The sequence below is a fragment of the Desulfosporosinus hippei DSM 8344 genome (genome assembly GCF_900100785.1).
GTDB lineage: Bacteria > Bacillota > Desulfitobacteriia > Desulfitobacteriales > Desulfitobacteriaceae > Desulfosporosinus > Desulfosporosinus hippei.
The window spans coordinates 81,730-101,816 of the sequence record NZ_FNCP01000018.1 but is presented as its reverse complement, the minus strand read 5'-3'; the positions used below and the strand labels follow the sequence as shown (position 1 = coordinate 101,816).

The window sequence follows — 20,087 nt, the reverse complement described above, 5'->3', positions numbered from 1 at the left end:
ATCATATCCATCAAGCCACGAATGCAATTGTGAAAACCAAACCTTGTAAAGTGGTTATGGAAACCTTGAATATCAAGGGTATGATGAAAAATCGATATCTAGCGAAAGCTATTGCCCAGCAAAAACTGTCTGACTTTAAGTCAAAGCTTCAATACAAATGTGAGAGACAGAGCATTGAACTCGTTGAGGCAGACAAATGGTTTCCATCGAGTAAGCTGTGTTCCGGTTGTGGGGCTATAAAGCAAGACTTAAAATTGTCAGACAGAGTGTACAAGTGTGAGTGTGGTTTAGCGATTGATAGAGATTTTAATGCCGCCATTAATCTTTCGAGATATCAATTAGTAGTCTAGTCACCTAAAAAAGACACTACTAATGTGTACGATTCGTTGCATCGGAATTTAAGCCTGTGGAGTGTTATAGCAAACGAAAGTAGTCTTCGGACAAAATCGGACACAATGAATCAGGAAGCAAACAAAGCTTTTTGTATACTTTTATAAAGTTTTGGCAACGGGTATGAAAGATGAAGGAAATAACTGTCGAAGAAATAATTTCTGCCGTGGAAAATCTTTGTATTGAAGCAAATTACAACTTGGGTTCTGACATAATGGCCGGGTTTCAGCAAGCTTTAAAGGAGGAGCGCTCTCCAATAGGTCAAGAAGTACTGGAACGCCTTATCGAGAACGCAGAAATTGCTAAAGAGGAAAGAGTTCCCATGTGTCAAGACACAGGGATGGCTGTTCTCTTTGTGAGTATTGGTCAAGATCTGCATGTAGTGGGGGGAGGCCTGACCGAGGCCATCAATGAAGGGGTTCGGCGTGGGTATGATAAAGGTTACTTGCGCAAATCTGTTGTCAAAGATCCCTTTGATCGTGTTAATACCGGTGATAACACCCCGGCAGTTATTCATTACGATATTGTCCCGGGAGACGAATTACGCCTAATAGCGGCTCCCAAAGGATTTGGCAGTGAGAACATGGGTGGTCTAAAGATGTGTAAGCCTTCTGAAGGACTTGAAGGGGCGATGCAATTTGTTGTAGACACCGTTGATCGCGCAGGTGGAAATCCCTGCCCTCCCATTATTGTGGGGGTGGGCGTAGGCGGAACCATGGAAAAAGCTACTTTCTTAGCTAAAAAAGCTCTATTAAGAGAAGTAGGAAAGCATAATTCTGAGGAGCGTCTGGCCAAAATCGAGGAAGAGTTATTAGATCGTATCAATGGCTTAGGGATTGGGCCCCAAGGGTTTGGCGGAGTTACTACCGCACTGGCGGTCAACCTAGAAGTATACCCCACCCATATTGCCGGAATGCCTGTTGCTGTAAACATTGGCTGTCACGCCACTCGGCATAAGGAAATCGTCTTACAAGGGAGGGATGCCTGATGAATGGAATTATCCGAATTGAAGCGCCACTAACCCAAGAGAAGCTCAGATTCCTAAAAGTCGGAGACAATGTCTTAATTAATGGGGTTGTTTATACTGGGCGAGATGCCGCCCACAAAAAAATGGTAGAATCCTTAGAGCGAGGGGAAGAACTGCCCTTTGATGTGCAGGATCAAATTATCTACTTTGTAGGCCCGACACCGGCCAAAGAAGGGCAAGTGATTGGTTCCGCCGGGCCAACCACCAGCGGACGCATGGATGCCTATTCTCCCAAGCTTATCTCACGAGGATTAACCGGGATGATCGGTAAAGGCCTTCGTTCGCCGGAAGTGATTGAGGCAATGAAGAAACATGGGGCCATTTACTTTGGGGCAATTGGTGGCGCGGGGGCTCTGATTGCTAAACGGATTGTATCAGCAGAGGTTATCGCTTACCCGGAGTTGGGCCCTGAAGCGGTACGGCGTTTAGTGGTTAAAGATTTCCCGGTTATGGTAATCATTGATCACGAGGGCAACAATCTTTATGACTTGGGAAAAGCTCAATACCGAAGAGTGTAAGAATCACAAAAGCTTCACAATTATAAGCGGCAAAAGAAATAGTTTTTGCGGTATAATAAGGATATTCATTAAGATACCGCAAATACCCTTTGATAGGAGATGCTGAGTATGAATTGCCCGCTATGTGAAGCGCGAGATGTCGGTCGGATTGGCCGTGAACGTTATTACTGCAGAGAGTGCTGCCATGAATGGACGAAAGGTGATGGAGTTGTTAAAATCTATGAGGTGTTGTCAGATGGATCGGTAGAACGCTTAGAAACTAAGCCTGAACCTGAATCATATGCTCGTACCTTACCATCACATTCCATTATCCGTCGGCGTGCAGGATAAAACGTTTACAAAAGAACTTAAATAGTTTTTGTGGAAAGAACATATGAATGAGTTCCAATCTAAGGAAGAGAGAGCTGTTAGGCTCTCTCTTCTGCTTGTGTATGCGGTTCCATGCTTCGAGATTGTAGATTGGTTGCCTGCCTGATTAATATTTACCATGAATAAATAATTTAGCGTTTACTGCAGGATTTCGTCGACTCGCCTAGAAATGTACAGCATATAGGAATTACTTTAAAGTAGTTAGAGGAGAGTTTGTTTGTGACTGAACTTCAACGAGATATTAACTATCAGTGGACAGGCGAATCAGTAGAATGTTCAAGTGAAATTCATTGGGCTATTGAGGAACAAGCCAATGGGGTTTTTGCTATTATTGTTAATTCTCCCGGCGGAATCTTAACCGGCAAGCAAGTGCGTGTTTTGGCGGAGATCGTAGGCGATGATGGAGTTATCAAGAACACCCGCCGGATGACCTCGCTTTTACTTATTCCTAAAGAAAAGGTTGATCAAGCTTTAGAAAAGATCCAAGAGGTGGGGCTTCGGGTAGCAAATTTGCATAAAAGTGTTCGCAATATTACTTCCTGCCCAGGTAAGGGGTTTTCCTCGAATTCACGGGGAGATACTTTAGAGCTTGCCAGGCTGCTGGATGAAGAGTTTTATGGAACGATTCTCCCTTGGGATTTTAAAATTGGGATTTCGGGCTGTCCTCGAAATTGTACAGGTGTCCAGTGCAACGATCTTGGACTGATGGCTGAGCCCCGGGGGAAATATTCTCTTTGGCTTGGCGGCAAAGAGTCAGGAATGGATCCCGTACATGGAGTCTTAATCCGTAAAGGAATCCCACGAGAACAGGTTATCCCTGTCGTGAGACGAATTTTGGATACTTATAACTCAAAGGCTGAGGAGCACAAGGAAGAACTCGGTCCTCGGGCTCGTCTTTATCGAGTTATTGAGAAGACAGGACTTGAATTATTTAAAATAAGGGTTGAAGAATTACTAAGCAACTAGGTCCAATGTAAGTATCTGCTTAATTAAGAAAGGAGCGAGAATATGTCCAACCAAGGATTCAGTAAGCTTAGTGCTTATAAAGCCTTTACCAAAATGGATAAATCCTGTGCAGATGGATGTAAATGTTCGGTGCTGTGTCAATTATTTATGGCCAAAGAATTTTTGAGTTTATCTGCTCAGACTGGGGAGAAGTTCTCTGACAAGATTCCTGAGGATATTTTGGATATGTTCCGCAGTGTTCCGGTAATTCCTGAACGATATAAAAATATAGACCTGCAAGAAGCATTCATTGAGGTGCAAAGTATCTGCGATAACTGTGCCACCGACGAGCATGACGCTTTCTGCACAGTCAATGTTGTATTAACTGCTCTGGGAATCATTTTGGAAGGCAAAGATTATATAACGGAAAAGGATAAGAAAATGCAATAGCATTTTAAGACAAAGACGGTCATCGATCCCGGTATTGAGATCAAGAATATGGGTCTTCAGATTTCCAAAAGGGCATAGAAAGGGTGAATAAATTGATACAATTACATCAATTTAATCTGGATGAAGCTGTAAAATTACTGAGAATTGATGGGGAACAGTTGGCCCTGCTTAAAGAGATTCGATCAATTATTGAGCAAGATTCTGAAGAAATTATCCGCAACTTCTACGCTCATGTAACGACTTTACCGAATTTAAAAGCAATCATCGACCGATTTTCTTCGGTAGAAAAGCTGAAAGTGACTATGAAAAAGTATTTGTTTTCACTCTTTCCCGATAAGCTTGATGAAGAGTTTTTGCAGTGGAGAGTTACAATCGGGCAAGTCCATAGTCGAATCAACTTGCCACCCTTTTATTATTTAAGCGCCAATCAAGCGTTTTGTGACGAGATTATTCCCCGGATTTTTAAACACTATCGTAAGAAAACTGACCTGGCCATTCGGGCTAGTTTAGCGTTTCAACGAATCCTCAGTTTTGACCAGCAAGTGGTTATGGCTAGTTATATCCAGTCTTATATGACGGAAATTGACAAGAAGGCTGAGTTAGAGAAGGCCTTAACAGAAATAGATAGCTTACAACGCAGTGTTAGTGAAGCCAGCCAAGCATTGGCTGCAACCTCCGAAGAAACTGCAGCCTCGGCAGCAGAAATGAATCAAGCAACTGCTCAAATCTCGGGCAATGCCTCTGAGGCGGCGGAGTTTTCCCGCCAGGTAGATGTCTTGGCTCAAGAGGGGGTTCGAAAGATTCAAGCTATCTCGGACACAATTCTGCGCTTGGCCGGTATGACTGCTGAGATGCAAGATAAAATGAGCGAGCTTGATAAAAGCTCTGCCCGGATAGCCTCTGTAACAGATGTGATTAAGGAGATTGCTTCTCAAACTAATCTTTTGGCCTTAAATGCGGCTATCGAAGCGGCTCGGGCCGGGGATAGCGGCAGAGGTTTCGGAGTAGTAGCTGAGGAAGTCAAAAAACTCGCTAACCACTCTGAACAATCCGTTAAAGAAATCAGCGCCTTAATCACAATAACAAAACAAAATACCGTTGCCGTAAACAATTCAATTGCCCAGACAACTGAGGCCATGCAGGGCGCTGCCTCAGAGGCGGGCCAAGTAGTAGATCGTTTCGGGGAAATAATGGCTGCCATCAACGCCAGCATCAAACAAGTACAGGGAATCGCTCAACAGATTGATGCCTTATCCTTTACCGCCAGTCAAATTGGAGCGGCATCTGAAGACGTTGCTAATTCAGCAACATCACTTGCGCAAATGGGATTGCGCGATTAGCATCAGTAGTTAGTCTAATGGGAGGTCAGAAAAATTGTTTGAAGATGCTTTCTACATTCGACAGATGTGGAGCTTTTCTCGGGCACTTGATTTGGGTTTGATCGATGAAGAAATTGAAAGAGGCTTGGATGTTGCCCTTGGAGAACGACATGGAGAACGCGTTGCTTATATTGCAATGCGTCTTGGTCGTTTCCTGGGGCTCAACAAGCAAGAGCTTGTTCATCTTACAATTTCGGGACTGCTTCATGACATAGGGGCATTCGGATACTTCGGAGAATATAATGGGAACAGACATGTCCTCGAGAGACATTGTTTGTCCGGTGCTCTGATTGTTGAGCGTTTTCCCTCCGGCAAAACCCTGGCCAATGCTATTAAACATCACCATGAAACACCTGATCCCATGTACGGTGCTCTGGGTGCTCCGAGCGAAGAAGTAACCATAATGGCCCGCATTTTGTCCTTAGCAGATCAAGTGGATCTTATGCTAAAACGGAAGTTAGCTACTCGTCGACAGAGAGAAGAAATCATCGAATGGATCAATGATCAAACTGGGACATTATTTTTCCCGGAAGTAGCCCAGGCCTTTAGGCAAGTTGCTAAGAAAGAGGCCTTTTGGTTAGATTTGGAGCAACCGGACTTGCTTCAGATAGCCTTAGGACTCTTGTTTGATCATTGGCAATTGCCCGGCACTCGGGAATTAGAGATTAGTTTTACTTATCGCTTGGCGGAAACCTTCGCCGATCTGATTGACCAAAAAAGCAAGTTTACTGCTCGTCACTCCCGTTCAGTTGCCGCAACGGTTGAACGTTTGGCTAAAGGGGTCGGCTGGGAAGAAATACGATTACATGAGATTTATGTAGCGGGTTTACTACATGACTTGGGCAAGCTCTCAATTCCCAGGAAGATTTTAGATAAACCCGGATCTCTTGATCCGGCTGAAGTAGATATAATCAGGACGCATACATATTATACACACCGCTTGTTGACTGAAGCAGGCTTGCCTACACGTATCGTAGAATGGGCAGCTCATCATCATGAACGACTTGATGGCAGAGGGTATCCCTTCGCCTTAGGAGAAAAAGATCTCGATGAAGGTGCCCGTTTAATGGCAATCGCCGATATTTTTACAGCGTTAACTGAGGATCGACCTTATCGACCAGCTATGAGTTCAGGTGAGGCTCTAGCTATAATTGAGCGCGGAATGGGGACAATCCTGGATCCGGGTCTGATTAAAGTCGCCAAACGGGTACTTTAGGGGGGAACTAGGGTACTCGTGTGACACAGCTCTCGGACTTACGACGCAGAGCAAATTAACTTGACCCAACCGCATTTTTTATTGGCGCTATAGCCCGCACGCTTCTCTGGGGATCAGCATATCCTATAGCGGTATCTGAAAAGACATTCAGTAAAAGAGTGGCTCAAATGGCTGACTGAATCAGAGAGTTACTCCCCCGTTGGGGAAGAGAGGCCAAATGGTGCATCGATGCACCATTTGATTTTAAGGTTTTTGACGCCAAAGGCTGTTTTTTTCAGTCGCATAGTTATCAATTCCGAGACTCCCCCTTCTATAAGTGAGTGTTCCGATTTCCACTTCGGTGGGGGTAGAATCCCTACCGAAGCCCCGATGTTCAGCTTTAGCTGAGCGAGTTCACTGAGACACTGCTCGTAAACCCTTGAGTTTAGACTTTTCGCTAAATTAGCAAACCTTATCATGTTCCGGGATATCATCTTTTCAGTTTAATTCTATTAAATTTGAAAGGATGTTTTTTATGTCTTTCCCAAGCTTTTGGAAATGATTTATGATAAAGTGGGAGAAAGGCTAGAATAGTAGCAATCAAACAGTCAGGAAAGGGAGATTACCTTGTTTTACCCTTTTGAAATGGAACAATATCTGGAGACGCTGTTAGGTGAACGGGATCCTCTGTTGCGTGAGATGGAAGAACAGGCTTTAAAAGAAACAATTCCGGTTGTAACCCCTATGGTTGGCAACTTTCTCAATTTACTGATACATATGAGTAAGTCGCAGGCTGTTTTAGAAGTGGGGACGGCAATCGGTTATTCGACAATCTGGTTAGCTCGGGCAGCTAAAGAGACCGGCGGGCATGTTACGACCATTGATATGAATAAGGATCGTTTATTTCGAGCGCAGGAATATATTAAACGTGCTGAACTTTCTAATCATGTTACAACCTTGGAAGGGGATGCTCGGAAAGTTTTAAAGTCCCTGGATTCAATCTTTGACTTCATTTTTATTGATGCAGCCAAAGGAGAATACTTAGAGTACTTAAATTTAATTTGCCCTTTGATTGCGCCAGGGGGTTTGTTGGTGGTGGATAATGTCCTCTTTCGGGGCTGGGTGGTTCCGGGAAGCAGCTTTGCTCCTAAATATGATCGGATGGTGGGAGGGTTGCGGCAATTTTTGCAGGATCTGGCCTCTAACCCGAATTTCTCGACTACGGTATTGCCCTTTGGAGATGGAGTGTCGGTTAGTCGGCGGATAGATTCATGACTTCTAAGCAACGTTTTGGGGAAATTGATCTGTTGAGGGCAATTGCCATAGTTTTAATGGTTATATTTCATCTCGTTTATGATTTAAGAGAGTTTGCCGGGGTTAAGATTAACTATCAAGACCCATTTTGGTTTTTGCTCGGAAAAACATCGGCTATACTTTTTATCTTTCTTTCAGGTCTGGCCAGTGGCTTTAGCAGATCTCCGGTCAGAAGAGGAGTTAAAGTATTGCTGCTGGGGATGGGGATTACGGGGGTAACTTACTTAGCGCTGGGAGATATGTACGTACGCTTTGGGATTCTTCATTTCTTAGGTGTAACAATGATTTTAGCGCCATTTTTATCCTCTCTGGCTTCCTCGATTCTTTGGGCACTTGCGGGTGCTTCTGTCTTGCTGGGGTTATGGTTTAAAAAGACCCTGGTTGAAACAAGTCTTTTGATTCCCTTTGGTCTCTTATATAAGGGGTTTGGGTCGATTGACTATTACCCTCTATTGCCCTATAGCAGTGCGACTTTTTTAGGAATTCTTGCTTATCGGCATTTTTATGCTCAGAAATTAGAGCCTGTATTCACCTTGAATCTCAACTCTAAGCCTATTATCTGGTTGAGCCGAAATTCTTTGATGATTTATTTGGTGCATCAACCCATTATTCTTTTTGTCATTTTCAGTTTTAAATTCATAGAACATTTTTAGTAACTTGTTCAGTTAGACTAAACATGATTTTTGGGAAATAGGAAGGGAGTCACGGATATGGCCATGTTTGTTCATGAACATTTGATGCAGGCAGTCTACTTTGCTCCTCGAGGAAAGAAGCGTCTCCTCTTTTTGGGGACAAATATTTCTCAACGCTATTTAAGTCCTGAGGATAAGCTGATAGGATTTGTCGGGGATGCCGGGGCTGGGAAATCCCTGCTTATTCGCGGAATGTTTCCGGGATTAGAGCTGACCAATGACGACGATGGGATCAATATTCGGCCCTTACCCCTGATGGATGATGCAGACCGGGGGCATTTTCGTTCCCACACTTATCACTTAGATGTTCGATTTGAGTCGGCGTTTACTCAACCTTGGAAAATAGCTGAAGCGATTCAGAAAGCAATATCTAAAGGGCGTCGTGTTGTTGTTGAGCATTTTGACCTGGTTTACCCTCAACTGAAAATGAATGCCGAAGTGATGATTGGAGTGGGAGAGGAAGTAATCGTAACCCGGCCAACGGTTTTCGGTCCGGAGCCCCAAAGTATCGCAGACATTGTTTTTGATTCTATCAAGTACCGACGCATGGCCCACAGTGCTGAGGACATTACATCGATGATTTTAGAAGAAATGGGCTTGCCAAAGCCGGAAGTACATAGTGACATAAAACACGGTTTTGTCCTAGAGCTGCCCGAGAAACCGGATATTGATTTGGATTTGGTGGAACAACGAGTTTGGGATTTAATCAAGGCAGACTTACCGATTTGTTTTGCCAATGACGACCACATACGGGTTGGGGAAATGCTTTATCCTTGCACAGGTCCTCGAATTCATATTCGCCGCTCCAGTGAAATCAAAGGTTTTAATCTGCTAAAGGAATTTAGGTTTGACCCGATTGCTCAGCTCTACACCATCGCCGGAATTGTAGGGGAGGAAGTAACACCGGCTCGGTCGCTGGATTTATCAAGTGGGGCTAGGCAGTCCCTGCGCTAAGAAGTGGGTTGCGTTCACTGGCTCGCGGGATGAAAATGGGTCCTTTGGGGCAGGGCGGCTTCGCCCACATCCGTGCAAGAAAGCTAATCCGTGCGACGAAGACACTGTCTTCGCACGGGTTAAACCTTCTTGCAGCAGTGCCTTCGTGTGTACCCAGCATTTCGAGGCTGCCCACGCGTTGACCTGGGAGCGATCTTCAGCGGATAAGTATTCTTTGGAGATAGCCGCTTCAGCGAAAATGTATCCTACGCCGGTAGGGATTCCTTAAGGGATCACGGCTTCGGCGATACTCTCCGCTGGAGACTATCGTACCGGACACTTTCGTGCCAAACCGACCGGGAATACCTGAGGTGAACCCGTGGCTACGCTTCCCCAGGTCAACTTTGTGGGCTTTACCGCCTCTTCATGCAATGGGTTCACTTCTGTGGGTCGAAGCCGCCCTGTCTTTCGGGTGTATTCTCAGAATACTTTAGGGTATTTTCTGGGTTGGGCAAGAAAGTGAGTTTGGGCATAAATTAGTAAAAATTTTACTTTTGAAGCTCGGTGATTAGCGTTTCTTTGCTGATTCTGATAAACTAAATATTGACATAAAAAGACTGCCGTAGAAAGGTAAGGTATTAGTATGCAACGTTCTTATAGTCGAGGAAATGATCAATTGCGTCCGGTGAAAATCACCCGAAAGTTTACAAACATCCCCGAAGGTTCGGTTCTTATAGAAATCGGAGAAACCAGGGTTTTGTGCACTGCCAGCGTCGAAGAAAAAGTACCGCATTTTCAGAAGGGATCAGGGAAAGGCTGGGTTACAGCAGAATATTCCATGATACCTCGCGCAACCCAAACTCGGACTCAGCGTGAGGCCAGTAAAGGCAAGCTTACCGGCCGAACTATGGAGATCCAACGTTTAATCGGTCGTGCTTTGCGATCGGTTATTGACTTGAAGAAACTTGGCGAACGTACAATTTGGCTTGATTGTGACGTCCTCCAAGCGGACGGCGGAACCCGAACAGCGGCAATTACCGGAGCTTATGTGGCCTTAGTCGATGCGGTTCAATATTTGCTGGATAAGAAAGTTCTTAAAACAAATCCGATAGAGGATAGCTTAGCTGCAGTTTCCGTGGGTAAGGTTCAGGGAAATGCAGTTTTAGACTTAGACTATGAAGAAGATTCTCAGGCGGAAGTGGATATGAATATTGTCATGACAGGTGCAGGAAAGTTCGTAGAGATCCAAGGAACGGCAGAAGATATTCCTTTTGATCGCGAGGATCTGAATAATTTCTTAGAACTTGCTGAAAAGGGCATACGTTCCTTGATGGATGTACAGAAAGCTGCGGCGGAGACATCTGTATGAAAATAATATTGGCGACTCAGAATAAGGGGAAAATTCGAGAGCTCCAAGAACTGCTTGGAGATGAAGATATTGAAGTGCTTTCGCTAAAAGATATTGAAGACTGGGAAGATGTCGAGGAGAACGGAATAACCTTCGCAGACAACGCAGCTCTCAAAGCGAAAGCTGCGGTTAAGAAAACCGGTTTAGTAGCCTTAGCGGACGATTCCGGGCTGGAGGTAGATGCCTTAGCTGGCAACCCTGGGGTTTATTCTGCCCGTTTTGCGGGAGAACCTAAAGATGATGAGCGAAATAATGATAAGCTGCTTCAAGAGTTAAAAGAGGTTGCTGATTCACAACGACAGGCTCGCTTTCGTTGTGCCTTAGTCATAGCAACTCCGGATGGAAAAGAATTTCTTACTGAGGGCACTGTCGAAGGACAAATCTTAGCTGAACGCCGTGGAAAAGACGGATTCGGTTATGACCCTCTCTTTTTTGTGCCGGAGTATCAGCGAACTATGGCCGAGCTGACTTTAAGCGAGAAAAACCGCCTCAGTCACCGGGCCCAGGCATTCCGTAAAGCAATCCCCATCCTTCAAACTCTGAAGGGTAAAAGCTAGACCTAAGCAGAAGCATCGCTTTTCTACTCCAGAAGAAAACTCCTCGGGTTAGGCACTGGGAAGCCGAAAAAGCAGATGAAAATGACTCTTAAATTTCTTAAAACTTTTTTTGATTTTTTTCTTGACGAAAGCTTAAAGATGAGCTATACTAATCAAGTCACCAACGGGGTATAGCGCAGCTTGGTAGCGCGCCTGCCTTGGGAGCAGGAGGCCGGGGGTTCAAATCCCTCTGCCCCGACCATTTTTTCAAGACGAAGTTCGAGGTTCAAATTTATAGTGTGTACAAGCCTATTGTTTGACAGTAGCAGTACTCGACAAGCTGTAAATTTATAGACCTGGGAGTTTGAGCTGGCCCTTTTAAGATGCGCCTGTAGCTCAGTTGGATAGAGCATCTGCCTTCTAAGCAGGTTGTCGGGGGTTCGAATCTCTCCAGGCGCACCAACAAACAAATTCATGGTGGGTGTGGCGAAGTGGTTAACGCACCGGGTTGTGGTTCCGGCATTCGTGGGTTCAAGCCCCATCACCCACCCCATAAAGAAAAAGCGCACCGAGAATTAATTCTCGGTGTTTTTTATGTTGGCCAGAAAGTATAGCTTTTTGGTGAGGATTTCTAAGTATCGGGGCAACCAATGCTACCCCTTTATCTGTAGCTTGGTGTAGACCGGAAAGGCAACTTTTTCAACAGAAGTGAAGGAATCTCGCATAGAGCCAGTAAGTATTTCATTATCTGTAGTGCCGGAAAGCGGCATGGAACACAGCAAAGCTAGAGAATGCTCAAAATACAAGGGGACAGGTTCTTAAGTTTAATTACTAAGAATCTGTCCTTTTTTGTACAGTCAGAAAGTATAAACTTGCGTTATATACTGCAAGAAGATTTAATACGTGCGAAGACAGTGTCTTCGTCCAAGCATAAGTGCAACTAAGCTACCGCCTGCGCCGGAGGCTGCAAGACGGCTAATACGTGCGAAGCCAGTGTCTTCGGGCGCTAGCAAAGTTTTCTGAACAGTTAAAATCCCTCAGGTTAGACGTAAAATGGCCAAGTTTCTTTTTGCCCCCCCTAAAAAATAATTCTGGCTTCGTAAAGATATTATGAAAGGTGCGCATTATTCAAGATTTATACGAAAGAGGTAGATATCATTGAAATCAATCACAAAAGGGAAAAAATTAAAGAAGCAACTTGCTATTGCCGTCACAGCAGCACTATTAGCGTTTCCGTTTAGCTCGGCCCTTGTCTTAGCTGAAACGTCTGCCCAGACCACTACAAGTGCAGATACCGTAACTACAATTACAGAGACTACAGAATCCACAACTGCGGAGACAACGGCCGCAGACGTAGTGAGTGCGGATGCAGATACCACTGAAAGTACAAGCGCTGATACAACAAGTACAGATGCCACAAGTACAGATGAATCAAGTACGGACGTATCAGCAACAGATGATACAAGTACAGAAACAACCGACCAGGATGATAATACGGACACTAATAGTGAGGATGCAACAAATTCCGAGGATCAAGACACTGATAACGAAGATACCGAATCGACGACTGTTGTAGACGCAGACGGCAACGCAATTGATCCGGCCAATTGGTTGTCAGACCTTATAGGTAAACTCAAATTGGCTTTAACCTTTGATCCCGCTCGTAAGGCCGAGTTGACTCAGGAGCAGGCATTGGAGAAGCTGGCCAAGGCTCAGAAATCAATGACTGATGGTGAAGCAGAAGAATCTGAGAAGGCTTTTACAGAGTACGCAGACAAAATCACCAAGGCTCAGGAATTTTTAGAGCAAATTGAAGATCCTGACTCAGAAGAGGCCCAAAAGCTGACTATCGCTCTTACGAATGTCAATCAAAACAACATAAAAGTATTAGGTAATCTACTCGAAAAACTCCCTCCCCAGGCAGCTCAAAAGCTGGCTCTCAATGTAGTGCGTTCTATGGAAAAAGCGGTTACAAAGATGGAAAAGCAAGCGGTTAGAAGCAATGCAGTGGCTGCTGAGGAGACTGCATCGGGATCCGGCGATGATTCAACAGACTCAGAAGTTAGAGCCGTAGCACATAATAAAGCTTTAAAAAAAGAAGCTAAGGTTGCCTTAAAAGAATTCAAGAAGACACTTAAAGAAAATGGAAAGCTCCAGCTGGAGGACGATCAAGAGAATGCTGAACAGGACGATAATCAAGACTCTGATCAGGATCAGGCCTCAACAAACGAAGTGACTGTGACTGAACCTGCATCTTCTCAAGAAGCTTCCTTGGCCAATACTCAGCCAACATCTGTAACAATTGCTCCGGCTAGTGTAGAGTCTTCATCAACCATTGATAGATCCTCAAAGAAGGAAAAGGCAGAGCAGAACAAAAAAGCTGACCATGGAAATGATAAGGCTAAAGAAAAAAGTGACAACAAAAAGCAGGAGAAACAAAAGTCTGAGCGATAATAGGTGAATGCCTGCTAATTAAAATTTACTGGAAAAATGGAAGCGACCTAAGAGCAAGTCTTTTAGGTCGCTTTATTTCTTCATACTAACCTTTAGTCGAATTAGTAAGACCTTAGTTCATCAGCAGAGAGCTTTAGCTTTCCGGCTATACTATAAAGGTAAGCTCTAACCGCTAGCATTAAAATGGAGTCGTTTCAAACTCTAGATTAATCGTGATATACTTATTTATCAATAAATTCAGGGTAAAGGGGGAGCAACCATGAGTAAAGCAAAACCTGGTCCCGACGATTTGCGCCGCTTAATCGGGTACTCAATAATTACATTTTTGAGTGTCTTTTTATTTATCCCAGTAATTTGGTTCATTCACCTATTCTCAAATGATTCAGGACTGTATATGCGCTGGGGTATCTGTTCGACCATTGTTATTCTATTCAATATTATCTTTTACTTTTGGAAATATCCGGAGAATTGGCTGGCTAACTTGCTGGTTTTAATCGGAGTTGATCTAATGGTTTTGCTCTTTGAGTATTTTTGGTTGATTCAAAGTTTAGGCTGACGAACTTTCATGTAATAGGACAGCCGAGGCTGTCCCTTACAACAATCATCTATGACTAGGATCTGAACTGTCATTATTTAAAATATCCGTCTTTTTAGCGATTACATTAGTTTTTGGTGTTAGTATTCGAGGCTTTTGAGCGTTTCCTTCTGGTACAAATTTCAAATTATTTTCTTTACCTAAAGTTGCCATAGTACCCTCCTTAAAGTTCGTCTTTATCGCCCCAAGCTTTGCCTATCCAAACCGCAGCTCCAATAGTAAGGGCATGGAGAAATAACGAAGGTGGACTAAACATACTATTTGGATTACTGGTTCTCTTTTTCATGCCAAACATTCACAAAACCTCCTTATGTTATTTAGACAGTTTAGGTTTTGTGATTTATGTCGAAGCGATACCAGTTAAAATATGTAATTAGTTAGATGGTAATAGGCAACGAAAGCTTTAAAATCAAAATATTATGTTTGATCTCAAAAAAAACCTCCGCGTCCGGAGGCATGCGCAATATCTTAGGTTTCCTTGTAAATTATAGTTTCTCTTAAAGCCTTATACGTTTGGGTGAAATAATTTAAGGGGGTTGGAAAGCAATGAATATAAAAACCAGCAGGAGAATACACCTTCGCTAAAGATACAAAATGGAAACCGCAAATAAAGGAATAGAAAAATAGAGGGTAGAAGCCCTTAGGTCTACCCTCTACGGATTATTAAACTAACTGGAGCCGATGGCAGGACTCGAACCTGTAACCTGCTGATTACAAATCAGCTGCTCTACCAATTGAGCTACATCGGCATGTGTTTTGGACAAGAACTATTGTAGCAAGACTCTTAGATTTGGTCAATGTTAAATAGAGGAAATTGCGATCATTTTAGACAGCAAAGCTTAGTTCGAACGCTGAGGTGACTAATTTCCTAATTTCCATGGCGTTTAGGAGTGCTAATCAACCGCTTGGTGGCTTCTGCAAGTACCAATCCATATATACTTGCCCCTATAAAATTTGAAACGACTGTGTATGGTGCTGTGTAAAATAAATCAGGCATTTTGAATAAAGTAGCAATTGCATATGAACTGAACCATATAAAAGCCGAATATATCCATCCTTTAGCTAAATAATGTCTACTAGTAACAATAGGAATTAAATATGCATACCCAATTCCGACAAATCCACAGAACACCATTTGCCCAAGCCAGGCAATAATGCTTTCCAAAGCATTAAGAGGTAATCGCCCAAATAATATTTCGGAAGCATAATCAAACATTCTTGTTTGAGTAAAATCTAATACATAGTATGAAAAAAGCGTCCAGATACTTAACGGAATCCCTGCAATTAAGCCAACGACAAAACCAAAATACATTCTATCCTTCATAATGTTTTCCCCTATCTTATTTTTTATGTAAATGGTATGTGTTGAGTCGGTGACATGGTTGCATGCATAAAGAGGAACTTGCTATAAATTCATAATCCATTTTACAAAAACGGCATAGGGTTTTTACGAATTGCATTATATATCCCCATGTTTATTATTCCTGATTGCAATTTTATAATTCATTTTATAGTTCCCTGTCGACTCAACCAAAACCCAACACGCTGGACTAGGGGAAATTAGTTAATCCTAAAAAAGACAGCAAAAAATCCGCCTGACAACCTAATGTCAAGCGGACTTAGCCTCATAATGTGGTGCGAGAGAAGGGACTCGAACCCCCACGGTTTCCCGCTGGAACCTAAATCCAGTGCGTCTGCCAGTTCCGCCACTCTCGCAAATTTATTATTGTTGCAACAGAGAGAATTCTATCATAAATTTTATGATATGACAAGTGTGAGATTTTAACAGGGATTATTTTAAAAGATATTTTGGATATTAAACCTCTCAGCATCAAGAAGATAAGAGAATAATAGTTGTAAGTCAGACAATTCGCCCATAGAAAGGGGAATATCCTTTGTATCAATAAATCTTTCTAATCGTCCAATGCTAAGATCAATGGTGTCAATTTCTTGGTGATCAAGAATAATACTCCACCAGTTAGCGTTATTCTTCCAACTTTCCTGAACAATCCCTAATTCCTTTTTAGCCTCTTCCCATTGCTGAGCTGAAATAGATTGTTCAACCGTTTTTAAGTGTGCCTCAGTTGCTTGAGTTGTGGTTTTTACAAATTCATAGGAAGCATAAGAGCCTCCCAGTAAAAAAATAACGATAACAATAATGGTCCAGAGGGTTCGCAAATCTATTCACCTCACACTTGAGTCTGTAATGGTTTAACCTTTTTCTTTTTTTGACTTTCTTTTTCTTGTATAAAAAGTTTTCCTGAAGAATCTAAGCTGGCAATTAAGACATCTTCGATCTTGTCGAGCTTATGTTTCTTGAGTTCTCGCATCAACCATTCCAAATCCTTATCGCTGCGCTCCAGATTATCCCTTTTTAGCTTGCCATCTATAATAAGAGTTAAAGGTAAACCTTCATAGGGGGGGGTGATTTTTAAATCGTCAGGAATAATGGGCCTTTTTTGAACTTTAGGCATAACACTAACTTGACCATTGTTTTCTAAAATTGCATATTCGACATCAGCAATATTAGGGATATCATTAAGGCGGAGTTCTTCGAGCAAATCGCTCATGTTATAACAATTTCTCCTGAGTTCGGTTTCTGATATTTTACCGCGATCAATAAGGATGCTTGGCTTTCCGCAAATAATATCTCGCGCCGTTTCGCTTTTAAGAGAAATCCAAGCTAAAGTTAGGCTTGCTGATAGGAGAACCAGAATGGGAATAATGCCGCTGAGGAGTGGAACCCCAATGTTTTCACTTGGCACAGCCGCGAGCTCAGAGATCATGAGGATAACAACTAACTCAAAAGGCTGTAACTGGCCGATTTCCCTTTTTCCCATCAAGCGCAGGGCGATAATAACCACTAAATATAGAATAAGGGTTCTAACTACAACGATAAGCATGCCTGTTCTCCTTTCCTAAATATTTAGGATCTTTGATAGAGTATTTTGCCCTGAATAGCAAGAGTTATCCGTGACGTCTGCTGAGGGGTTCTTCAATTTGATTACGAGAAGTAAGTCTGTTATAATTGATTAGTGAATTTCATAGATGTATTTGGCTTAAGCGGGGGTTTGTAGTCTTAAAAAAACGGTAAGACTAACGAGTATCCACAGCTGCCTTGCACATAGTCTTAAATAGTGTTTAAGGGGGAGAACATAATATGTCAGTCTCAGTTGAAAAACTAGAAAAAAATCTTGTAGCTCTGGAAGTTACCGTAGAAGCCGAAAAATTTGTCAGTGCGGTGAATCAAGCAGCTAAAGTGTTGGCCAAGAAAGTTAACGTTCCTGGATTTCGTAAAGGAAAAGCACCACGTCGCATGGTTGAACAGCATGTAGGAAAAGAATCACTTTATGACGAAGCCTTAGATCAATTAGTCGGCCCGGCATACTCTGAAGCAGTTCTGGAAAGTGGTATCGACCCGGTAGACCGTCCAAGTGTTGAATTAGTTCAAATTGAGGAAGGAAAAGACCTGATTTTTAAAGCAAAAGTCATGGTTAAACCAGAAGTCGAGCTTGGTGAATATAAAGGCCTTAAGATCGAGCAAAGTGCAGCTATTATTTCCGAAGAAGAGGTAGAAGAAGCACTTAAGAGTAAGCAGCAACAACACGCTCGTCTGATTACCCTCGAAGAAGGCAAAGTCGAGAATGATGATACTGTAACCTTAGATTTTGAAGGATTCACAGATGGAACACCTTTCCTTGGTGGTAAAGCTGAGAACTACGAGCTTGTCATTGGCTCAGGAACATTTATTCCCGGTTTTGAAGAAGGTTTAATTGGAGCTGAAATAGGACAACCTGTTGAAGTAAACGTTACCTTCCCTGCTGAATATCATAGTGCAGAGCTAGCTGGAAAAGAGGCAGTCTTTAAAACTCTCGTTAAAAAAATTCAACGCAAAGAACTTTCTGCTCTAGATGATGAATTTGCAAAAGATGTCAGCGAATTTGAGAACCTGGATGAATTGAAAACCGATTTGCGGAATAAATTAATGAAGACAACTGAAATGCGAGTTAAAGATGAGCATGTCCGCTCCATCGTTTCTAAAGTGGTTGACAACGCCAGCGTTGAGATTCCTGAAGTTATGATTAACGAAAGAATCAATGTAATGGTAGATGATCTCAGTCGTAATCTTGCCCAGCAAGGAATGACTCTGGAGCATTATTTCCAATTTACAAACTCAACTGAAGCAGCTATGAAAGAAGAACTGCGCCCTCAAGCTGCTGAGAGTGTCAAGACCGATTTAGTTTTAGAAACTATTGCCAAAGTAGAAGGAATTGAGATCACTGAAGACGAATTAGATGAAGAGCTTAAAAAAGCAAGTGAGCGTCACGGACAAGACGCAGCACTGCTCAAACGAACCCTTATAGCGCGCGGGGAGCTACAGTTCTACAAACAAAGCATGAACAGTCAGAAGACGGTCAACTTCTTAGTAGAACAAAATACTTAAAACCCGACGCCTTAGGGGGAATTCTGAGGTATAGAGGTGAGAGGATGGCAAAGTACACTGAAGACAAAAATCAACTCAAGTGTTCATTTTGCGGAAAGACCCAGGAACAAGTCAAAAAACTAGTAGCTGGCCCGGGGGTTTACATTTGTGATGAATGCATTGAACTTTGTAATGAGATTATCGAGGAAGAGCTAACGGATGATCTGGGTATTGAGATTGGAGACATTCTAAAACCTAAAGAAATTCGGGCAATCATTGACCAGTATGTTATTGGTCAAGAAGACGCTAAAAAGGCACTTTCCGTAGCAGTCTACAATCACTACAAACGGATTAACTTGGGCATGAAAATCGATGATGTTGAATTGCAAAAATCTAATATCATCATGTTGGGACCTACTGGTTCTGGGAAAACTTTGTTGGCCTCGACGCTAGCCAAAGTTCTTAATGTTCCCTTTGCAATTGCCGATGCCACGTCATTAACTGAAGCAGGTTACGTAGGTGAGGATGTTGAAAATATTCTCTTAAAGTTAATTCAAGCTGCCGACTACGATGTGGAGAAAGCTGAAAAGGGTATTGTTTATATTGATGAGATTGATAAGATAGCTCGCAAATCTGAAAATCCGTCCATTACCAGAGATGTCTCAGGTGAAGGAGTTCAACAGGCCTTGCTGAAAATTCTTGAAGGAACGGTTGCCAGTGTACCGCCTCAAGGCGGACGCAAACATCCCCACCAAGAATTTATCCAGTTAGATACCACCAATATATTATTTATTGTTGGCGGAGCCTTTGATGGAATTGAGAAAATCATTCAAAACCGTGCCGGACAAAAAACCATGGGTTTTGGTGCTACTATTCCCAACAAGGTAAACTTAAATGTTGGTGAAGTCCTAAAGGGAATACTGCCGGTTGATCTGCAAAAATTTGGGTTGATTCCGGAATTTGTTGGGCGTTTGCCTGTCATTGTAACCCTTGAAGCACTGGATGAATCAGCATTAGTACGTATCTTAACCGAGCCCAAGAATGCACTAGTTAAGCAGTATCAAAAACTAATGGAGCTTGATGGGGTAACCTTAGAGTTCAAAGATGCAACCCTCACCAGTATAGCTGCCGAAGCAATTCGTAGAAATACCGGGGCGCGAGGACTTAGGTCAATCCTAGAGGATATGATGCTCAATGTTATGTATGACTTGCCTTCACGTAATGATGTTTCAAAATGTGTCGTTACACCGGAAGTGGTCTTAAAGAAAGAAGAGCCGCTCCTCGTAATGACCGAAAAGGTTAAGAAGGGCAAGAAAGAAGAATCGGCTTAAGCGATATTAAACACCGGTAGTTCGTATGAACTGCCGGTGTTTTTGTCGTGTTAGGGGGACGGTCCTTTTAACACGTTCAGTAAAACGTGTTAAAAGGACCGTCCCCCTAACACTCGAAAGACAGGGAG

24 protein-coding genes and 5 tRNA genes are annotated in these 20,087 nt (G+C 42.9%); 21 read left to right on the top strand and 8 right to left on the bottom strand.

Annotated features, from left to right (window positions below; genetic code table 11):
• The 8 genes from BLS16_RS15340 to BLS16_RS15305 form a co-directional block, all read left to right on the top strand.
• On the top strand, window positions 1-350 hold a 350-nt coding region (locus BLS16_RS15340; protein ID WP_143015541.1), incomplete at its 5' end, for an RNA-guided endonuclease InsQ/TnpB family protein.
• A 170-nt stretch (window positions 351-520) separates the two neighbouring features.
• Window positions 521-1,378, top strand: coding sequence for a fumarate hydratase (locus BLS16_RS15335; RefSeq protein ID WP_092334561.1), 858 nt, complete (start codon window positions 521-523; stop codon window positions 1,376-1,378).
• Window positions 1,378-1,935: a Fe-S-containing hydro-lyase gene (locus tag BLS16_RS15330; protein ID WP_092334560.1), complete on the top strand. Its 558-nt coding sequence runs from the start codon at window positions 1,378-1,380 to the stop codon at window positions 1,933-1,935. Before BLS16_RS15335 ends, BLS16_RS15330 begins: the two co-directional genes overlap by 1 nt.
• A 108-nt stretch (window positions 1,936-2,043) precedes the next feature.
• Window positions 2,044-2,265 (top strand): hypothetical protein, encoded by a 222-nt coding sequence (locus BLS16_RS15325; RefSeq protein WP_034597252.1) that lies wholly within the window; start codon window positions 2,044-2,046, stop codon window positions 2,263-2,265.
• A gap of 258 nt (window positions 2,266-2,523) precedes the next feature.
• On the top strand, window positions 2,524-3,270 hold the full coding sequence (locus BLS16_RS15320) for a nitrite reductase (protein WP_092334559.1): 747 nt from the start codon (window positions 2,524-2,526) through the stop codon (window positions 3,268-3,270).
• A gap of 42 nt (window positions 3,271-3,312) precedes the next feature.
• A complete protein-coding gene (locus BLS16_RS15315) occupies window positions 3,313-3,699 on the top strand; it encodes a nitrite reductase (protein ID WP_092334558.1) in 387 nt (128 codons plus the stop codon).
• 92 nt (window positions 3,700-3,791) lie between these two features.
• On the top strand, window positions 3,792-5,039 hold the full coding sequence (locus tag BLS16_RS15310) for a globin-coupled sensor protein (protein ID WP_092334557.1): 1,248 nt from the start codon (window positions 3,792-3,794) through the stop codon (window positions 5,037-5,039).
• A 34-nt stretch (window positions 5,040-5,073) separates the two neighbouring features.
• Entirely contained in the window at window positions 5,074-6,294 is a 1,221-nt protein-coding gene (locus BLS16_RS15305; RefSeq protein WP_092334556.1) for an HD domain-containing phosphohydrolase, read from the top strand.
• 188 nt (window positions 6,295-6,482) lie between these two features.
• Here BLS16_RS15305 and BLS16_RS23715 read toward each other — a convergent pair whose 3' ends face one another.
• Window positions 6,483-6,752: a hypothetical protein gene (locus BLS16_RS23715; RefSeq protein WP_092334555.1), complete on the bottom strand. Its 270-nt coding sequence runs from the start codon at window positions 6,750-6,752 to the stop codon at window positions 6,483-6,485.
• Window positions 6,753-6,900: 148 nt separating this feature from the next.
• Here BLS16_RS23715 and BLS16_RS15295 point away from each other — a divergent pair, with 148 nt between their 5' ends.
• The 11 genes from BLS16_RS15295 to BLS16_RS15250 all read left to right on the top strand — a co-directional run bounded on the left by BLS16_RS15295 (window position 6,901) and on the right by BLS16_RS15250 (window position 14,166).
• On the top strand, window positions 6,901-7,548 hold the full coding sequence (locus tag BLS16_RS15295; protein WP_092334554.1) for an O-methyltransferase: 648 nt from the start codon (window positions 6,901-6,903) through the stop codon (window positions 7,546-7,548).
• Window positions 7,545-8,240 carry a heparan-alpha-glucosaminide N-acetyltransferase gene (locus BLS16_RS15290; protein WP_092334553.1) on the top strand — a complete coding sequence of 232 codons (696 nt, stop codon included), beginning with the start codon at window positions 7,545-7,547 and terminating at the stop codon, window positions 8,238-8,240. The genes BLS16_RS15295 and BLS16_RS15290 overlap by 4 nt, the downstream gene beginning before the upstream one ends.
• 57 nt (window positions 8,241-8,297) lie before the next feature.
• On the top strand, window positions 8,298-9,233 hold the full coding sequence (locus tag BLS16_RS15285) for a lantibiotic ABC transporter (protein WP_092334552.1): 936 nt from the start codon (window positions 8,298-8,300) through the stop codon (window positions 9,231-9,233).
• Complete coding sequence (locus tag BLS16_RS23710; protein ID WP_176786188.1) at window positions 9,208-9,501, top strand: hypothetical protein; 294 nt, start codon at window positions 9,208-9,210, stop codon at window positions 9,499-9,501. The genes BLS16_RS15285 and BLS16_RS23710 overlap by 26 nt, the downstream gene beginning before the upstream one ends.
• Before the next feature lie 354 nt (window positions 9,502-9,855).
• Complete coding sequence (gene rph / locus BLS16_RS15280) at window positions 9,856-10,581, top strand: ribonuclease PH (RefSeq protein WP_092334551.1); 726 nt, start codon at window positions 9,856-9,858, stop codon at window positions 10,579-10,581.
• Complete coding sequence (locus tag BLS16_RS15275; RefSeq protein WP_092334550.1) at window positions 10,578-11,177, top strand: XTP/dITP diphosphatase; 600 nt, start codon at window positions 10,578-10,580, stop codon at window positions 11,175-11,177. The genes rph and BLS16_RS15275 overlap by 4 nt, the downstream gene beginning before the upstream one ends.
• Window positions 11,178-11,341: 164 nt before the next feature.
• Window positions 11,342-11,418 (top strand) — tRNA-Pro (locus BLS16_RS15270).
• A gap of 123 nt (window positions 11,419-11,541) precedes the next feature.
• Window positions 11,542-11,618 (top strand) — tRNA-Arg (locus tag BLS16_RS15265).
• Between the two features lie 15 nt (window positions 11,619-11,633).
• Window positions 11,634-11,709: transfer RNA gene (locus BLS16_RS15260), tRNA-His, on the top strand.
• 605 nt (window positions 11,710-12,314) lie between these two features.
• On the top strand, window positions 12,315-13,610 hold the full coding sequence (locus BLS16_RS15255; RefSeq protein ID WP_242876305.1) for a DUF5667 domain-containing protein: 1,296 nt from the start codon (window positions 12,315-12,317) through the stop codon (window positions 13,608-13,610).
• 259 nt (window positions 13,611-13,869) lie between these two features.
• The gene (locus BLS16_RS15250) at window positions 13,870-14,166 is read left to right on the top strand and encodes a hypothetical protein (protein ID WP_092334549.1); all 297 of its coding nucleotides are present in this window, start codon (window positions 13,870-13,872) and stop codon (window positions 14,164-14,166) included.
• 45 nt (window positions 14,167-14,211) lie between these two features.
• Here BLS16_RS15250 and BLS16_RS23705 read toward each other — a convergent pair whose 3' ends face one another.
• From BLS16_RS23705 to BLS16_RS15225, 7 genes are all read right to left on the bottom strand, one after another.
• Complete coding sequence (locus BLS16_RS23705; RefSeq protein WP_176786187.1) at window positions 14,212-14,358, bottom strand: hypothetical protein; 147 nt, start codon at window positions 14,356-14,358, stop codon at window positions 14,212-14,214.
• A gap of 10 nt (window positions 14,359-14,368) precedes the next feature.
• A complete protein-coding gene (locus BLS16_RS24650; protein WP_282433757.1) occupies window positions 14,369-14,500 on the bottom strand; it encodes a hypothetical protein in 132 nt (43 codons plus the stop codon).
• 378 nt (window positions 14,501-14,878) lie between these two features.
• Window positions 14,879-14,954, bottom strand: a tRNA-Thr gene (locus BLS16_RS15245).
• A 119-nt stretch (window positions 14,955-15,073) separates the two neighbouring features.
• Window positions 15,074-15,529, bottom strand: coding sequence for a hypothetical protein (locus tag BLS16_RS15240; protein ID WP_092334548.1), 456 nt, complete (start codon window positions 15,527-15,529; stop codon window positions 15,074-15,076).
• Window positions 15,530-15,838: 309 nt separating this feature from the next.
• A tRNA-Leu gene (locus BLS16_RS15235) sits at window positions 15,839-15,921 on the bottom strand.
• An 81-nt stretch (window positions 15,922-16,002) separates the two neighbouring features.
• Complete coding sequence (locus BLS16_RS15230) at window positions 16,003-16,383, bottom strand: DUF4363 family protein (protein ID WP_092334547.1); 381 nt, start codon at window positions 16,381-16,383, stop codon at window positions 16,003-16,005.
• An 11-nt stretch (window positions 16,384-16,394) separates the two neighbouring features.
• On the bottom strand, window positions 16,395-17,108 hold the full coding sequence (locus BLS16_RS15225) for a DUF421 domain-containing protein (protein ID WP_092334546.1): 714 nt from the start codon (window positions 17,106-17,108) through the stop codon (window positions 16,395-16,397).
• Between the two features lie 257 nt (window positions 17,109-17,365).
• Between BLS16_RS15225 and tig the strand changes: the two genes are divergently transcribed.
• A complete protein-coding gene (gene tig, locus BLS16_RS15220) occupies window positions 17,366-18,649 on the top strand; it encodes a trigger factor (RefSeq protein ID WP_092334545.1) in 1,284 nt (427 codons plus the stop codon).
• 44 nt (window positions 18,650-18,693) lie between these two features.
• Entirely contained in the window at window positions 18,694-19,959 is a 1,266-nt protein-coding gene (clpX, locus tag BLS16_RS15215; protein ID WP_092334544.1) for an ATP-dependent Clp protease ATP-binding subunit ClpX, read from the top strand.
• Window positions 19,960-20,087 lie beyond the last annotated feature (128 nt).

What these genes read in the sequence shown, in the direction of transcription:
- BLS16_RS15335 (WP_092334561.1), top strand. Translation starts at nt 521, where the DNA reads ATGAAGGAAATAACTGTCGAAGAAATAATTTCTGCCGTGGAAAATCTT.
- BLS16_RS15330 (WP_092334560.1), top strand. Translation starts at nt 1,378, where the DNA reads ATGAATGGAATTATCCGAATTGAAGCGCCACTAACCCAAGAGAAGCTC.
- BLS16_RS15325 (WP_034597252.1), top strand. Translation starts at nt 2,044, where the DNA reads ATGAATTGCCCGCTATGTGAAGCGCGAGATGTCGGTCGGATTGGCCGT.
- BLS16_RS15315 (WP_092334558.1), top strand. Translation starts at nt 3,313, where the DNA reads ATGTCCAACCAAGGATTCAGTAAGCTTAGTGCTTATAAAGCCTTTACC.
- BLS16_RS23715 (WP_092334555.1), bottom strand. Translation starts at nt 6,752, where the DNA reads ATGATAAGGTTTGCTAATTTAGCGAAAAGTCTAAACTCAAGGGTTTAC.
- BLS16_RS15290 (WP_092334553.1), top strand. Translation starts at nt 7,545, where the DNA reads ATGACTTCTAAGCAACGTTTTGGGGAAATTGATCTGTTGAGGGCAATT.
- BLS16_RS15285 (WP_092334552.1), top strand. Translation starts at nt 8,298, where the DNA reads ATGGCCATGTTTGTTCATGAACATTTGATGCAGGCAGTCTACTTTGCT.
- rph (WP_092334551.1), top strand. Translation starts at nt 9,856, where the DNA reads ATGCAACGTTCTTATAGTCGAGGAAATGATCAATTGCGTCCGGTGAAA.
- BLS16_RS15275 (WP_092334550.1), top strand. Translation starts at nt 10,578, where the DNA reads ATGAAAATAATATTGGCGACTCAGAATAAGGGGAAAATTCGAGAGCTC.
- BLS16_RS15250 (WP_092334549.1), top strand. Translation starts at nt 13,870, where the DNA reads ATGAGTAAAGCAAAACCTGGTCCCGACGATTTGCGCCGCTTAATCGGG.
- BLS16_RS23705 (WP_176786187.1), bottom strand. Translation starts at nt 14,358, where the DNA reads ATGGCAACTTTAGGTAAAGAAAATAATTTGAAATTTGTACCAGAAGGA.
- BLS16_RS24650 (WP_282433757.1), bottom strand. Translation starts at nt 14,500, where the DNA reads ATGTTTGGCATGAAAAAGAGAACCAGTAATCCAAATAGTATGTTTAGT.
- BLS16_RS15240 (WP_092334548.1), bottom strand. Translation starts at nt 15,529, where the DNA reads ATGAAGGATAGAATGTATTTTGGTTTTGTCGTTGGCTTAATTGCAGGG.
- BLS16_RS15225 (WP_092334546.1), bottom strand. Translation starts at nt 17,108, where the DNA reads ATGCTTATCGTTGTAGTTAGAACCCTTATTCTATATTTAGTGGTTATT.
- tig (WP_092334545.1), top strand. Translation starts at nt 17,366, where the DNA reads ATGTCAGTCTCAGTTGAAAAACTAGAAAAAAATCTTGTAGCTCTGGAA.
- clpX (WP_092334544.1), top strand. Translation starts at nt 18,694, where the DNA reads ATGGCAAAGTACACTGAAGACAAAAATCAACTCAAGTGTTCATTTTGC.